The organism is Kitasatospora putterlickiae, assembly GCF_039527695.1.
Lineage (GTDB): Bacteria > Actinomycetota > Actinomycetes > Streptomycetales > Streptomycetaceae > Kitasatospora > Kitasatospora putterlickiae.
Window position 1 is genome coordinate 18,442 of record NZ_BAAAKJ010000333.1, and the last position, 13,272, is coordinate 31,713.

Here is a 13,272-nt window from a genome sequence, read left to right on the forward strand (position 1 = left end):
AGTCCGCCCGCGCTCCCGCGTCACGGCAACGAGCGTGTCAGCCAGACCACTTCACCGTTGTCCTCCATGGACACGTGATCCCGCTCGAACCCGAGCTTCTCAAGGACGCGGAGCGACGGCGTGTTCCACGTGCCGACGGTCGACCAGAGCCGCTTCCGCCCGGTCGCGACGGCGGCATCGAGCACCGCGCCGGCGGCCTCGGTGGCGTAACCACGCCCGTGCGCGCGCTGGAACAGCTCATACGCGATCTCAGGCTCCTCCAGGGTGGACCGGCCGATGATCAGCCCGCAGTAGCCGATGAAGTCTCCTTCGTCACGTCGCTGGATGGGCAGCAAGGCGATCCCCGTGGTCGACGTCGCGGTGAGCAAGTCCGCGATGGCCGCCCGGATGCGCTCTACCGTGGGGGTGCCCTTGCCGCGTTCGGAGAGGAGGGCGCAGAACTCGGCAGCGTCCGACTCGGCCCACGGGCGCAGTATCAGCCGCTCGGTCTCAAGGTGGAACGACATCGTCTTGTACGTGGTCATGTCCCCACTGTGCCGCACGGATCATCACGAACTACAGCCGGAGTGACTGAGCGGCCGCTGCTACCCCCGGCCGGTGAGGACGTCGTCGACGACCGCTGCCAGGGGGGTGTTCATGGGGAGGCGGGTCATCCGGCGGCGTTCGAGGTAGCGGTCGACGAGGCGGGCGTAGGAGAGGGAGACGCGGGAGTAGCGGTCGTAGACGAGGGTGGGGAGGTCGGTCGCGTCGTGGAAGCGGGCGGTCAGGCGGAGGAAGGTGTGGTGGACGGCGGTGCGGCGGCGGGTGGTCTCCGGGGCGGGGCGGGCTGGGCGGACGACGAAGTTGGTGACCTCCTTCACGCCGACGCCGTACTGGTCCTTGGAGATGTCCATCCCGAGCGTCTGGGCCACGGCGGCGGCGAGGAAGGCCGCGCGGTCGTGGTCGTCGTAGGGGAGGCGGTAGTAGTAGGCGATCAGGTGCAGGACGGGCAGCGTCTCGGCGGCGTACGTGCGCAGGATGCTCGCGCGCAGGACGTCCGGCTCGCGGACGTACGTCCGGATCGCGTCGAGGCCCTGCGGTGGCGCCAGGCCCGGTGCGGCGGCGGACCACTTCTCGTGGAACTGGACGCGCGCGCTGAACAGGGTCTCCCGGTGGGCCTCGGCGAGCCAGCGCGGGTCGCGGTCGTCGCCGAGGGCCTTCATCCGGTCCAGCACCTCGGCCAGGCTCTCGCCGCCGAGGCGGTGGACGCCGTTCACCACGTCCTGGGGCGGGACGACGATGTCGTCCAGGACCGCCAGCAGGGCCACCGCCTTGGCGAGCGCGTGCCACAGCGGGTCGGGGCGGTAGCCGGCCAGCCACAGGGTGAGCCACTGCACGGAGTCGCGGACGATGTGGCGGTGCACCTCGTCGAGGGAGCGGTCGCCCTTGCGCGTGCAGATCAGCTCGGCCGGGCGCGCCGCGGACAGCCAGGCGGCGTACGCCCGGCCCGCCCCGCTCTCCCGGTACGCCCGGTCGGTGGCGTCGAGGAGGGCGAGCCGGTCGCGGCGGCAGTCGGCCTCGACCGCCAGCAGGTGCGCCGGGTCCACGGCCTCGGGGGCGGTCGCCGGGAGGAAGCGGGCGAGTCCCTCCAAGTGGGGGTCCAGCGTCCGCGCGGTGGCGAACAGATCCATCTCTCCCAGGTGGAACTCCAGCACCGGTCGGTCCTCCTGGTTCAGCGCGGGGTGACGGACATCGGCAGGGCGTCGGGGTGGATCTGGGCGTCCGCGACCGCCCGGACCCGGTGCCCCGGTGCCGGGTGCAGGTGCCAGCGGGTGGTGACGGCGGCCAGCACGGCGAGCATCTCGGCCCACGCGAAGCCGTCGCCGACGCACTTGCGGTTGCCGGCGCCGAAGGGCAGGTAGGCGCCGCGCGGCAGGCTCTTCTCCGGCCGGGCCAGCCACCGGTCGGGGTCGAAGCGCAGCGGGTCGGGGAAGAGGGCCGGGTCGCGGTGCAGGGTCGCGGCGCTGTAGACCACCTCGGCCCCGCGTGGGAGTTCGTGGCGTCCGACGCGCACGGGTTCCAGGGCGCGCCGCCCCATGAACCAGAGCGGCTGGTGGAGGCGGAGCACCTCCTGGACGAACCGCGCGGTGTACGGCAGGGCGGCCGGGGTGGCGGCGTCCGGTCCGGCGGCCTCGGCCTCGGCGTGGATCCGGTCGGCGGTCGCCGGGTCGCGGGCGAGCACGTGCAGCGCCCAGGACAGGGTGGTGGCCGTGGTCTCGACTCCGGCGACCAGCAGGGTGAGGAGTTCGTCGCACGCCGCCTCGTCCGACATGCCGTGCTCGTCCGATATACCGTCCTCGGACGACGTGCCCTCCTCGGCCGCGAGCAGCAGCGTGAGGACACCGTCGCCGGACGGGTGGCGGCGCGCCTCCCGGACCGCCGACTCGGCGAGCCGGCGCAGCGAGGCCGCCGAGGCCAGGAAGCGCCGCCGCCCCGGGGTCGGCAGTTCCGCGAGGGCCGGCGGCAGGACGGTGGCGCGGAGCACACCGCGCACCAGGAGGCCGAGGTCGCTGCTGACGCGCGTGCCCAGGTCGTCGATGGCCCGCCCGGTTCCGGGCTCCCCGGCGGACGGGAACAGGGTCGGCAGCAGCATCGCGACGGCCAGCTCGCGCATCTCCCGGTCCATCGCGATGGTCCGGCCCGGCCGCCAGCCGCCCACCCGCTCCCCGGCGACCGCCGTGAACGTCGCGGTGTACCGGGCGATCCGTTCCCGGTGGAACGCGGGCTGCAGGGCACGCCGCTGCCGGAGGTGGAAGGGGCCGTCGGAGGTCGCCAGCCCGTTGCCGAGGTAGGGGCGGACGCGGTCGAACAGCATGCCCTTGCTGAACCTCGCGCTCTGCGCGACCAGCACCTCGTACAGGGCCTCGGGGGCGTTGAGCAGGTAGAACGACCGGCGCCCGAGCCTCATCTCGACGATGTCGCCGCCAACGCGCAGCCGCTGCAGGAAGACGGCGCGCCCGCGCGCCATCCCGAGCAGGTGCCCCAGCCCCGGCAGCCCGCCGGGCGCGAGCGGGACCGCGATCGTGTCCGTGCCCGCGATCGTGTCCGTGCCCGCGTACGTGCCAGTACCAGGAGCAGTGCCAGTACCAGTGCCGTCCATGCCGACCCCCAGGTTCAGTCCGGTACGAACCACGCTAGCGACGCCAACGGGCCGGGGAACACAGGTGTTTCAGTCGATCACCGGTGCCGGGTCTGTGGTGCCGGTCTCAGATCATCCGCGACTGGGCGTGGTGGCGCGGGTGGCGCCGGGTGACGGACGGGGGCGTCGGCCGGTGAGTGCGCTCACAGGGATTCCCTCGGCACGACGGGGCGTAGTGCTCGGGCCGATACCCGGGCGGGGGTGGCGGCGTCGCAGGTCAGGGGGTTCGGCAGGGGACCTTCGAATCGACGGCGCGCGCGATCGCTACGACGGGGCGTCGTAGCGGAGGGGTCTTGGCAGCGGGCAAACCCGTCTGGCAACAATTGGTCTCGTCGCCAGCCGCACCCGGTACCTGTCCCACCGGAGCGCGGCTCTTCACAACGACTGTCCGGCGTACGCCCCGCGACCGTTTCGGCCCCTGTCCGGCCACGGTCCGGGCGGGGCGAACGCCGGCCCAACCTGATTGAGGTCTTGTTCTTCATGCCCGCTTTCAAGCTTCGTATGCGTACCTCCGCCGCCGTTCTCGCCGGTGCCGCCGCCGTGACCGCCCTCGGTGCCGGCCTGGTGCCCGCCACCGCCTCCGCCGCGTCCGCCTCGCCGCAGACCATCGCCGCGCAGATCGTGCCGGCGAACCAGCTCTCCTCGTTCAGCCAGATCATCGCCCACGAGTCCAGCTGGAACGTGACCGCGGTCAACCCGTCCTCGGGCGCGTACGGCCTGGCGCAGGCGCTGCCGGGTTCCAAGATGGCGACGCACGGCGCCGACTGGAAGACCAACCCCACCACCCAGATCCGCTGGGCGCTCGACTACATGAACGAGCGCTACGGCAGCCCGAACAACGCCTGGGCGTTCTGGCAGACCCACCACTGGTACTAAGCCGACCAGAGGCACATCCGCTTCCGGAACCATCTGTCCCCCCTCACCCCGGGGTCGGACAGGGACCACCGGGGTGACCCACGGCCCGGCCGCGCGCGATCCGCGCGGCCGGGCCTTCGGGCGTTCCCGGACCGGCCGGGGCACAGAGCGCCCGGGCCCGGGCGCTCGGATATATTCGGGCCGAGAGAAAGTCCCGCCCGGCCCCGACCGAGGAGCACCCGGTGCCCAAGTCCCCGCGCACCCCGGCGACCGCCACCACGCAGACCGTGGCGCAGGTCAACCAGACCGTGCTGCTGGAGGTGCTGCGCCGGCACGGGTCGCTGTCCCGGCAGCGGCTGGCGGCCGAGAGCGGACTGTCGACGGCTACCGTGCACCGGCTGGTCGAGGTGATGCGGGCGGCGGGGCTGGTGCTGGTGGAGGCCGAGCGGGCGCCGTCCAGCGGCGGCCGGCCGCCGCAGCTGATCCGGTACAACGCCGGGGCCCAGACGGTGCTCGCGGTGGCGATGCGCCCGCGCCGGATCATCGGGGTGGTCGCCGACCTGCACGGCACCGTGCTGCACGAGGCGGAGCACCACTGGGCGGCGGGCCTCGGACCCGAGCGCGAGCGCGAGCCGTCCGCCGAGGACCTCACCGAACCGCTGCTGGCGCTGGTCGACGGGCTGCGGGCGTGGGCGGGGCGGCACGCGGGCGCGCCGCGCGCGCTGGTGGTCGGGGTGCCCGGGGTGGTCCGGGACCGGACCGGGCTGGTCGAGTTCGCCCCGGCGCTGGACTGGCCCGGGCTGCGGCTGCGCACGCTGCTCCAGGAGCGGCTGGGCGTCCCGGTGGCGGTCGAGAGCAACGTGGACCTGGTCGCGCTGGCCGTCCAGCGGAGCGAGGCGGCGGCCGGGGTGGGCGACCTCGCGGCGGTGGTGGTCGGGATCGAGGTCGGCGCCGGGATCGTGCTGGGCGGCCGGCTGCACCGGGGCCGGCTGGGGTCGGCGGGCGCGCTGGGGCACCTGATGGGCGACCGCCGGGCGCTGGACCGGCCGTTGGGCCGCACCGGCGACACCCAGGCGCGGATCGGCGACCACGCCGTGGACCGGCGGATCGCCGAGGCCGGGCTGACCGTCTCGGGAACGTCGGCCGAGCGGGTGGCGGAGCTGTTCCGGCTGGCCCGCGAGGGCGTGCCGGCGGCGGTCCGGCTGGTGGACGAGTTCACCGACGACCTGGCGCTGCTGGTGGCCAATCTGACCAGTGTGCTCGGCCCCGAACTGATCGCGCTGGGCGGGCGGTTGTTCTGGGAGAGCGGCGGCGAGACGCTGACCGCGATCGAGTCCCGGCTGCAGGGCCGGGTGCCGGTGCTGCCACGGCTGATGGTGGTGCACTCGACCACCACGGAGCTGGTCGGCGCGGCCGCGGCCGCCGTCCGGCTCGCCGACGGGGCCACCTTCATCACGCACTGAGCCCTCCCCGCGCCGGGGCCCCACTATTTCTCAGTGTGATAGAAACTCCTCGTGGCCACTCGACCTAAGGAGTCCCGGATGTTCGCGGCCGCCTTCGCCATGGACCCGGCCCGTTTCCCCGACGTCTACGGGCCCGAGGCCCGCGCCCGGGTGCTGGCGCGGGCCGAAACCGTCGAGGACCCGGGCGCCCCCGGCGGGGTCTGGTCCCCCGAACGGCTCGCCGCCGCGCCGGACGCGCTGCGCGACGTCGAGGTGCTGTGCACCGGCTGGGGCGGACCCGTCCTCGACGCGGCGGCGCTGGAGCGGATGCCCCGGCTGGCCCTGGTGCTCTACGCGGCCGGGTCGGTGCGCCGGATCGTCACCGAGGAGTTCTGGGCCACCGGCGTCCCGATCGTCACCGCCGTCCACGCCAACGCCGTACCGGTCGCCGAGTTCACCGTCGCGCAGATCGTCTACGCGCTCAAGGACGGCTGGCGCCACGTGCTCGCCGCCCGCGCCGCCCGCGCGCCCGTGCGGGTCGGCCGGGCCCCCGGCGCGTACGGCGCCACCGTCGGCGTGCTGTCGCTCGGCGAGACGGGGCGGCTGGTCTGCGAGCGGCTGCGCGCCTACGACCTGCGGGTCGTCGCCCACGACCCGTACGCCGCGCCGCCGCCCGGGGTGCGCGCGGTCGGGCTGGACGAACTCTTCGCCACCTCCGACGTGGTGAGCGTCCACACCCCCCTCGTCCCGGAGACCCGGGGCCTGGTCGGCCGGCGCCTGCTCGCCTCGATGAAGCCCGGCGCCACCCTCGTCAACACCGCGCGCGGCGCCGTCCTGGACGAGCCGGCCCTGCTCGACGTGCTCGCCGAACGGCCCGACCTGTTCGCCGTGCTGGACGTCACCGACCCCGAACCGCCCCTGCCCGGCTCGCCGTTGTTCACCCTGCCGAACGTCGTGGTCACCCCGCACCTGGCGGGCAGCCAGGCGCTGGAGCGGCGACGCCTCGGCGACCTGGTGGTGGGCGAGTTCGAGCGGTGGACGCTCGGCGAGCCGCTCCGCTGGGCACTCGACCGCCGCGCCTACGAACGGATGGCCTGACGTGACCGCCCCACCGCCCGACGTGCTCGTCGTGCTGACGGACCAGCAGACCTCCGACGCGATGGGCGTCGCCGGGAACCCGTACCTGCGCACCCCGCACATGGACGCGCTGGCCGCCGCCGGCACCCGCTACCGGCAGGCGTACTGCGCCCAGCCGCTCTGCGCGCCGTCCCGGGCCAGCCTGCTCACCGGGCAACCGCCCAGCGCCCTCGGCGTCACCGGCAACGAGGCGGCGGGCCAGGACGGATCCGCCCCGGAGCCCCTGCTGGGCCGGGTGTTCGCCGAGGCCGGGTACGACTGCGCCTACGGCGGCAAGTGGCACCTGCCCGAACTCGACCTGCCCGAGGGCCGCGGCTTCCGCCGCATCCACCCGGCCGGGAACGACGCCGGACTGGCCCGCGCCGCCGCCGCGTTCCTCCGCCGCCCGCGCCCGCGCCCGTTCCTCCTCGTGCTCTCCTTCCTGGAGCCGCACGGCATCTGCGAGTGGGCGCGCGGCCAGGACCCGAAGACCGGCCCGCTGCCCGCCCCGCCGCCGGTCGCCGAGTGCCCTCCGCTGCCCGCCAACTTCCCGCCCGCGCCGTACGAGGCACGCCTGCCCCGGCTCGCGCAGCGGGCCTGGGCGCACACCCACCCGACCGCCGAATGGCGCGAGGACGACTGGCGGCGCTACCGGCACGCGTACTACGCGCTGGTCGAACGGGTGGACGCGAACCTCGGCACCGTGCTGGACGGGCTGCGCGAGCACCAGCGCCGGACCGGACGGGAGACCGTCGTGGTGTTCACCTCCGACCACGGCGACGGCGCCGGCGCGCACGGTTGGAACCAGAAGTGGGCCCTGTTCGAGGAATCGGTGCGGGTGCCGTTCCTGATCAGCGGGCCGGGCACCGCGGCCGGCGAGGTCAGCGACCGGCTGGTGTCGACCGGCCCCGACCTCCTGCCCACCCTCTGCGACCTCGCCGGCGTCCCCGCGCCGCCCGGCCTGCCGGGGCGCAGCGTGCGCGCCCCGGAGCCGCGCGGGACGGTGGTGGTGGAGACCCGCTGGGAGCTGCCCGGGTTCAACAACGCCCTCGGCCGGATGATCCGCGACGAGCGGCACAAGTACGTCTGCTACGCCTGGGGCGATCACCGCGAGCAGCTGTTCGACCTCGCCGGGGATCCGGGCGAGATGGTCAACCTCGCGGTGGACGCCCGGCATTCGGCCCTGCTCGGCCGGTTCCGCGCGCTGCTCGCCGAGCACTGCGCCCGCTCCGGTGACCCGTTCGCCCGCTTCCTGCCCGCCACGACGGCGGACTGACGGGCCGTCAGTCAGAATCGGCGGGCAGGCCGAGCAGTTCGCGGGTCCGCCGGTACTTGGCGGCGAGCCGTTCGGCGGTGGCCCGGTCCAGGCGTGCCAGCCGGACCGGGTCGGAGTTGTGCGCGAGGTCGGCCCGCTTGACGACCAGGGCTCCGGGGGTGGCCAGGATGCGCGCGGTGTACTCCTCCAGCGGCTCGCCGGGCCGCTTGGTGAGCGCGTCCACGATGGCCTTGGTGGTGGCGCTGAGGGCGGCGCCGGCCAGCCACTCCCGGGTCAGCTTGTCGTCCTCAAGGGCGTCGTGCAGCCAGCCGGCCGCGATCTGCTCCGCGCTGCCGCCGCGCTCCGCCACCCCGTGGGCGACCGCCGCCAGGTGCTCGGCGTAGGGGTGCCCGTTCTTGTCGGTCTGCTCCGCGTGCGCGCTCCGGGCGATCCGCTCGACCTCGGTCAGGCTCAAGTACTCCATCCGGCCATGGTAGGCGCCGGGCCGCGCGGGGGCCGCCCGCCGGAGCCGCCCGGACGCCTGATTGACTTCCGGCGTCCGGTCCGTTCCGGGCCCGCCGACCACCGCATCGAGGGGGGCCATGCCCAGCCTGCACCCGCTGCTGTCCGGCTTCGCCCCGATCTGGGCGCTGACCGGCGTCGGCTGCCTGCTCGGCCGCGCCGGGCTGCTCGGTGAGCACGCCGAGCAAGTGCTGAACCGTTTCGTCTTCCACGCGGCCATGCCCGCCGCCCTGTTCCTGCTGATCGGCCACACCCCGCTGGACCGGTTCGCCAACCCGTCGATGGTCGCGTTCACCGCGAGCACGGTGGTGGCGGGCGGGCTCGGGCTGCTCGCCGCGTCCCGGCTGTTCGGGCGCGCGCTGCCGGAGCGGACCCTCGCCGGCATGGCGGCCGGGTACGTCAACTCGGCCAACCTCGGCATCCCGGTGGCCACCCAGGTGCTCGGCGACGCCTCGTTCGTCGGGCCGGTGGTGCTGTTCCAGATCCTGGTGGTCACCCCGGCGGTGCTGACCGTGCTGGACTCCGGGCGCGCGGGTCCGCGGGCGGCGCTCACGCTGCCGCTGCGCAACCCGATCCTGCTGGCGGTGGGGCTCGGCGCCGTGGTGTCGGCGACCGGTTGGCGGGTGCCCGCCGAGCTGAACCGTTCCTGCGAACTGCTCGGCGGCGCGGCCGTGCCGACCGCCCTGGTGGCGCTCGGCCTCTCGCTCTGCCACCCGCCCGCCGTCACCGGCGCCTCCCGGTACCTGGAGACCGCGACGGCGGTCGCCCTCAAGACCGTCGTCCAGCCGCTGACGGCCTGGGCGGTCGGCGCGCTGCTGCTCGACCTGCCGCCGCGCCAACTGCTCACCGTGGTGCTGTTCTCGGCGCTGCCGACCGCGCAGAACGTGTTCACCTACGCGCGCGAGTACGACCACGGGGCCGCCTTCGCCCGGGACACGGTGCTGGCCTCGACACTGCTGTCGATGGCCACCCTCTCGCTGGTCGGCTGGGCGCTGGGCTGACGCGGTGCGGCCCGCCACCGGGAGGCGGCGGACCGTACCGGAGGCGTGGTCAGCCCTCGTAACGGAGGCCGTGGCCGAAGCGGAACAGCGGGTCGGCGGTGTCGAACGGGACGTCCGGCCGGCTCGCCTCCACGGCCGCCATCGAGGACGGCAGGTCGAACGGCAGCGAGCCCTGCGGCCGCTCCTCGCCGAACAGCACCTTCACGAAGGCGCGCTCCTCCGCGCCGAAGTTGACGGTCAGCGCGGCGGCGTGGCCCGCGATCCCGGTGAGGATCGCCGGGCGGTCCAGGTACACGTCGACGACGGTCGGCACGGTGGCGCAGATCCGCCGCACGCGCTCGACCTCCTCCTCGGGGAAGTCCAGCGAGCCCGCGTGGAAGAAGGACTCCAGGGAGCCCGCCTCACCGCGCGGCTCGAACGGCGCCGCCAGCCGCAGCACCGCCACGTCCGCCTCCTCCGGCGTGGCGACGAGCGTCGCGCGGTCGCCCAGCACCTCGGCGGACAGGCCCTCCGCGTAGACCTTCAGCCCGCCCGGGGCGAGCGGCAGCCGGGCCGGGCCCTCCGCGGCGTTGGCCAGCAGGACGGACGCGGCCGCCTGCGCCGCCAGGCCCTCGGCGCGCGCCCCGGCGGCGCCCACGAGCGCCACGGCGGCGGCCTCGTCCACGTACGGCCGGTCGAACAGGCCGAGCCGGAACTTCTCGCGCAGCAGCCGGCGCGCCGAGACGTCGACACGCTCCTCGGTCACCTTCCCGGCCTTGACCAGGTCCACCAGCACCCGCGGGCGGAACTCGCCGCCGAACTGGTCCACCCCGGCGTCCAGGGACTTGAGCATGCGCTCCTCGTAGGTCAGCTCCTCCACGCCCCAGCACTTGTCGGCGAGGATGGCCCAGTCGGTGCAGACGATGCCGTCGTAGCCGAGCCGCTCGCGCAGCAGCCCGGTGATGATCCCCTGGTTGAAGCCGAAGCCGACCTCCTCGTGCCCGGTGCCGACCGGCATGCCGTAGTAGGGCATCATCTGGGCGACGCCGGCCTCGATGACGGCCTTGAACGGCTTGAGGTGGTACTCGAAGTTGTCGCCCGGGTAGACCTGCTCGCGGCCGTACGCGAAGTGCGGGTCCTCACCGTTCAGCTGCGGGCCGCCGCCCGGGAAGTGCTTGGCCATCGCCGAGACCGACTCCGTCCCCACCCGCTCGCCCTGGAGCCCGCGCACATAGGCGACGGCCAGCTCGGAGGTGAGGTCGGCGTCCTCGCCGAAGGTGGTGCTGATGCGCGCCCAGCGCGGCTCGGTGGCGAGGTCGATCTGCGGGTGCAGCGCGACCCGGATGCCGACGGCCAGGTACTCGCGGCGCACCGTGTCCGCCCAGCGGCGCACCAGTTCGGGCGAGCCGACGGCGGCGAAGCCGAGCGGCTCGGGCCACTGCGAGAACGGGCCGGCCAGCAGCGCGGTGGCCGGGTTGTCGGTGAAGGAGTGGCGCGGGTCGCTGGAGATGGTGACCGGGATGCCGAGCGGCCGCTCCAGGACGGTCCGCTGGAGGTTGTTGTGCCAGGCGGCGAGGTCGCCCGCGTCACTCGCCCAGAGGATGTTGAAGTGGTTGATGCGCCGCTCCAGGAAGGTGGCCATCGAGGGCATGCCGAAGAGGCCGGGCTCGTCCAGGGCGGCGGTGTTGCCCAGCGGGTGGAACATCAGGCCGGCCTTGTCCTCCAGCGGCAGGCGGCTCAGCAGGTCCTCGGCGCGCTGGTCGGCGGTCAGCGTCGGGTCCTGGTAGGGGAAGCGGGCGTCGGTGCTCATGACGGGGGCCTTTCTCGGTGGTGCGGGGGGATTCGGGAGGTCGGGGGCGGGCGCGGTCAGGCGGCGCTTCTGATCCTGGTCACGAGAAGCGCTCCGACCAGGCAGAACACGGCGGCGAGTCCGAACCAGAGGGAGTAGCCGGCCCCGCCGAGCAGGGCGTTGCCGACCGGGATGACGACCACGCCGGCCAGGAACGGCGAGATCGAGCTCGGCAGGGCGTTGGCGATGTTGAGCACGCCGAGGTCCTTGGCCGTGTCGTCCCGGCTGGGCAGCAGGCTGATGGCGAGCGCGTTGTCGACGGCGAAGAACAGGCCGGCGCCGATGCCGAGGACGGCTTCGAGGACCAGCAGGGTCCCCAGGCCGGCGTCGCCCAGGTACGGGGTGACGGTCACCGCGGCGAGCACGGCCGCCATCACCAGGCCGCCGCCCATCACGAACGGCTTGCGGCGGCCGACGCGGTCGGAGAGGGCGCCGCCGACGATGCTGGCGATGACCAGGGTGGCCACGCTCAGACCGTTGGCCAGGGCGTTGAAGCGCAGTTGCTCATCGGTGTCGTCCATGCCGAACTCGGCGGCCAGGAACAGGGTCAGATAGCCGGCCAGGGCGCCGTAGCCGAGCATGATGAGGAACTTGCTCAGCCAGGCCCAGCCGAAGTCCGGGTGCTTGCGCGGGTCGAAGACGAAGGAGAGCAGCAGGCTGCGCGGGTTCAGCGGCTCGCCGGGCGGTTCGGTGCGGACCCGGTCGGGCAGCCGGGCGGCGAACCAGAAGCCGAGGACGACGGCGATGGCGGCCGGTACGACGAACCGCAGCAGGTCGGTGGGCAGCACCGAGAGCAGGATCGAGCCGACCATGATGCCGATCGGGGTGACCGCGCCGACGATGCCGGACACGCTGCCGCGCCTGGCCTCGGGCACGTGGTCGGCCACGGTCGCGCCGACGGCGGCGAAGGCGACGTTGCCGGCTCCCTGGGCCGCGCACCAGGCGATCAGCAGGGCCGGGATGTTGGGCGCGAGGGCGCAGGCCGCCAGGGCCACCGCCATCACCGCGATTCCGCCGAACAGGAACGGCCGGCGCATGCCGTAGCGGGAGGTGCAGCGGTCGGAGAGGCGGCCGGCCAGCGGCTGGCCGACCAGCGCGAACAGGGCGCCGGTACCGGTCACCAGCCCGAGCTGGGCGGGGGCGGCGTCCAGGCCCACCAGATCCTGGACCTTGACCGACATTCCGCCCATCACGGGGGCGAGAACGGCCAGGTACATGCCGAACTGGCCGAGCACCAGTCTTCGAACGAATCCGGGGGGAGCCTGCGGAGCGGGGGCCTCCGCGGGCGGCGAGGGAGTGTCGAGCATGGGGGAGCTCCTAGGGGAACCAGCCACGACGGCGTGGCGTGGGCCCAATTGCTACACACGTGTAGCTTTCTGTCAAGCAACCCTGCTACCGTTCCCCCATGACCACCTCAGGAGCCGGGGCGGCGGTGTCCGGCGGCTACGCCAAGGGCCGCGCCCGCCGGGCCGCGATCATCCAGACCGCCGCCGAGCACTTCGCGCAGCGCGGGTTCCGGGCCGTCACGATCCTCGACCTCGCCGCCGCGTGCGACATCTCCCGGGCCGGTCTGCTGCGCTACTTCCCCGACAAGGACGCGCTGCTCCAGGCCGTCCTGGAGGACCGCGACCGCCTCGACCGGGAGCGCTTCCAGCCGTACACCCGGCTCGGCGGCGGCCTCGGCGTGCTGCGCGGGATGGTCGACCTGGCCGGGCACAACGAGTTGGTCCCCGGGCTCATCGAACTGTTCGTCCGGCTCTCCGGCGAGGCCTCCGACCCGGAGCACCCCGCCCACCCGCACTTCGCCGAGCGCTACGCGCGCATCCGGCGCGGCACCGCCCACGCCCTGCGCGCGGCCGGCGAAGCCGGACACCTGCGCGACGACGTGGACCCGGAGGAGGCCGCCGTGCGGCTCACCGCGCTGATGGACGGACTCCAGGCGCAGTGGCTCTTCGACCGGTCCGTGGACATGGCCCGTCATGTGCGGGCGGCGGTCCTGGCGCTGCTCACCGAGCCGGGCGCCGCCGCCTTCGACGCGCTCACCCCGACCGGCTGACGGCGGGCGCGGCGGCGGG

At 74.2% G+C, this 13,272-nt stretch carries 12 protein-coding genes; 6 read left to right on the forward strand and 6 right to left on the reverse strand.

Annotated features, from left to right (window positions below; genetic code table 11):
- Nucleotides 1–20 precede the first annotated feature (20 nt).
- Genes ABD308_RS31425 through ABD308_RS31435 form a run of 3 tightly spaced genes read right to left on the reverse strand, consistent with a single transcriptional unit; the run spans nucleotide 21 to nucleotide 3,172 of the window.
- Nucleotides 21–524, reverse strand: a complete 504-nt coding sequence (locus tag ABD308_RS31425; RefSeq protein WP_344342590.1) for a GNAT family N-acetyltransferase — start codon at nucleotides 522–524, stop codon at nucleotides 21–23.
- Between the two features lie 60 nt (nucleotides 525–584).
- Nucleotides 585–1,694 carry a hypothetical protein gene (locus ABD308_RS31430; protein WP_344342592.1) on the reverse strand — a complete coding sequence of 370 codons (1,110 nt, stop codon included), beginning with the start codon at nucleotides 1,692–1,694 and terminating at the stop codon, nucleotides 585–587.
- Between the two features lie 17 nt (nucleotides 1,695–1,711).
- Nucleotides 1,712–3,172, reverse strand: coding sequence for a cytochrome P450 (locus ABD308_RS31435; RefSeq protein ID WP_344342594.1), 1,461 nt, complete (start codon nucleotides 3,170–3,172; stop codon nucleotides 1,712–1,714).
- Between the two features lie 486 nt (nucleotides 3,173–3,658).
- Here ABD308_RS31435 and ABD308_RS31440 point away from each other — a divergent pair, with 486 nt between their 5' ends.
- The 4 genes from ABD308_RS31440 (at nucleotide 3,659) to ABD308_RS31455 (ending at nucleotide 7,867) form a co-directional block, all read left to right on the forward strand.
- On the forward strand, nucleotides 3,659–4,054 hold the full coding sequence (locus tag ABD308_RS31440; protein WP_425554896.1) for an aggregation-promoting factor C-terminal-like domain-containing protein: 396 nt from the start codon (nucleotides 3,659–3,661) through the stop codon (nucleotides 4,052–4,054).
- A gap of 221 nt (nucleotides 4,055–4,275) precedes the next feature.
- Nucleotides 4,276–5,496 (forward strand): ROK family transcriptional regulator, encoded by a 1,221-nt coding sequence (locus tag ABD308_RS31445; protein ID WP_344342598.1) that lies wholly within the window; start codon nucleotides 4,276–4,278, stop codon nucleotides 5,494–5,496.
- Between the two features lie 51 nt (nucleotides 5,497–5,547).
- Nucleotides 5,548–6,573 carry a hydroxyacid dehydrogenase gene (locus tag ABD308_RS31450; RefSeq protein WP_344342600.1) on the forward strand — a complete coding sequence of 342 codons (1,026 nt, stop codon included), beginning with the start codon at nucleotides 5,548–5,550 and terminating at the stop codon, nucleotides 6,571–6,573.
- Between the two features lies 1 nt (nucleotide 6,574).
- Complete coding sequence (locus tag ABD308_RS31455) at nucleotides 6,575–7,867, forward strand: sulfatase family protein (protein WP_344342602.1); 1,293 nt, start codon at nucleotides 6,575–6,577, stop codon at nucleotides 7,865–7,867.
- A 7-nt stretch (nucleotides 7,868–7,874) separates the two neighbouring features.
- Here ABD308_RS31455 and ABD308_RS31460 read toward each other — a convergent pair whose 3' ends face one another.
- A complete protein-coding gene (locus tag ABD308_RS31460) occupies nucleotides 7,875–8,330 on the reverse strand; it encodes an HD domain-containing protein (protein ID WP_344342604.1) in 456 nt (151 codons plus the stop codon).
- Nucleotides 8,331–8,448: 118 nt separating this feature from the next.
- On the opposite strand from ABD308_RS31460, the gene ABD308_RS31465 reads away from it, so the two are divergent.
- The gene (locus tag ABD308_RS31465) at nucleotides 8,449–9,369 is read left to right on the forward strand and encodes an AEC family transporter (protein ID WP_344342605.1); all 921 of its coding nucleotides are present in this window, start codon (nucleotides 8,449–8,451) and stop codon (nucleotides 9,367–9,369) included.
- A 49-nt stretch (nucleotides 9,370–9,418) separates the two neighbouring features.
- On the opposite strand, the gene ABD308_RS31470 is transcribed toward ABD308_RS31465, so the two are convergent.
- Nucleotides 9,419–11,158 carry a glycoside hydrolase family 3 protein gene (locus tag ABD308_RS31470; protein ID WP_344342606.1) on the reverse strand — a complete coding sequence of 580 codons (1,740 nt, stop codon included), beginning with the start codon at nucleotides 11,156–11,158 and terminating at the stop codon, nucleotides 9,419–9,421.
- Between the two features lie 56 nt (nucleotides 11,159–11,214).
- Nucleotides 11,215–12,504, reverse strand: coding sequence for an MFS transporter (locus ABD308_RS31475; RefSeq protein WP_344342607.1), 1,290 nt, complete (start codon nucleotides 12,502–12,504; stop codon nucleotides 11,215–11,217).
- Nucleotides 12,505–12,602: 98 nt separating this feature from the next.
- Between ABD308_RS31475 and ABD308_RS31480 the strand changes: the two genes are divergently transcribed.
- Nucleotides 12,603–13,253, forward strand: a complete 651-nt coding sequence (locus ABD308_RS31480) for a TetR/AcrR family transcriptional regulator (protein ID WP_344342608.1) — start codon at nucleotides 12,603–12,605, stop codon at nucleotides 13,251–13,253.
- Nucleotides 13,254–13,272: the final 19 nt, after the last annotated feature.

Coding starts and splice junctions, on each gene's coding strand:
- ABD308_RS31425 (WP_344342590.1), bottom strand. CDS start 524: ATGACCACGTACAAGACGATGTCGTTCCACCTTGAGACCGAGCGGCTG.
- ABD308_RS31440 (WP_425554896.1), top strand. CDS start 3,659: ATGCCCGCTTTCAAGCTTCGTATGCGTACCTCCGCCGCCGTTCTCGCC.
- ABD308_RS31460 (WP_344342604.1), bottom strand. CDS start 8,330: ATGGAGTACTTGAGCCTGACCGAGGTCGAGCGGATCGCCCGGAGCGCG.
- ABD308_RS31465 (WP_344342605.1), top strand. CDS start 8,449: ATGCCCAGCCTGCACCCGCTGCTGTCCGGCTTCGCCCCGATCTGGGCG.
- ABD308_RS31470 (WP_344342606.1), bottom strand. CDS start 11,158: ATGAGCACCGACGCCCGCTTCCCCTACCAGGACCCGACGCTGACCGCC.
- ABD308_RS31475 (WP_344342607.1), bottom strand. CDS start 12,504: ATGCTCGACACTCCCTCGCCGCCCGCGGAGGCCCCCGCTCCGCAGGCT.
- ABD308_RS31480 (WP_344342608.1), top strand. CDS start 12,603: ATGACCACCTCAGGAGCCGGGGCGGCGGTGTCCGGCGGCTACGCCAAG.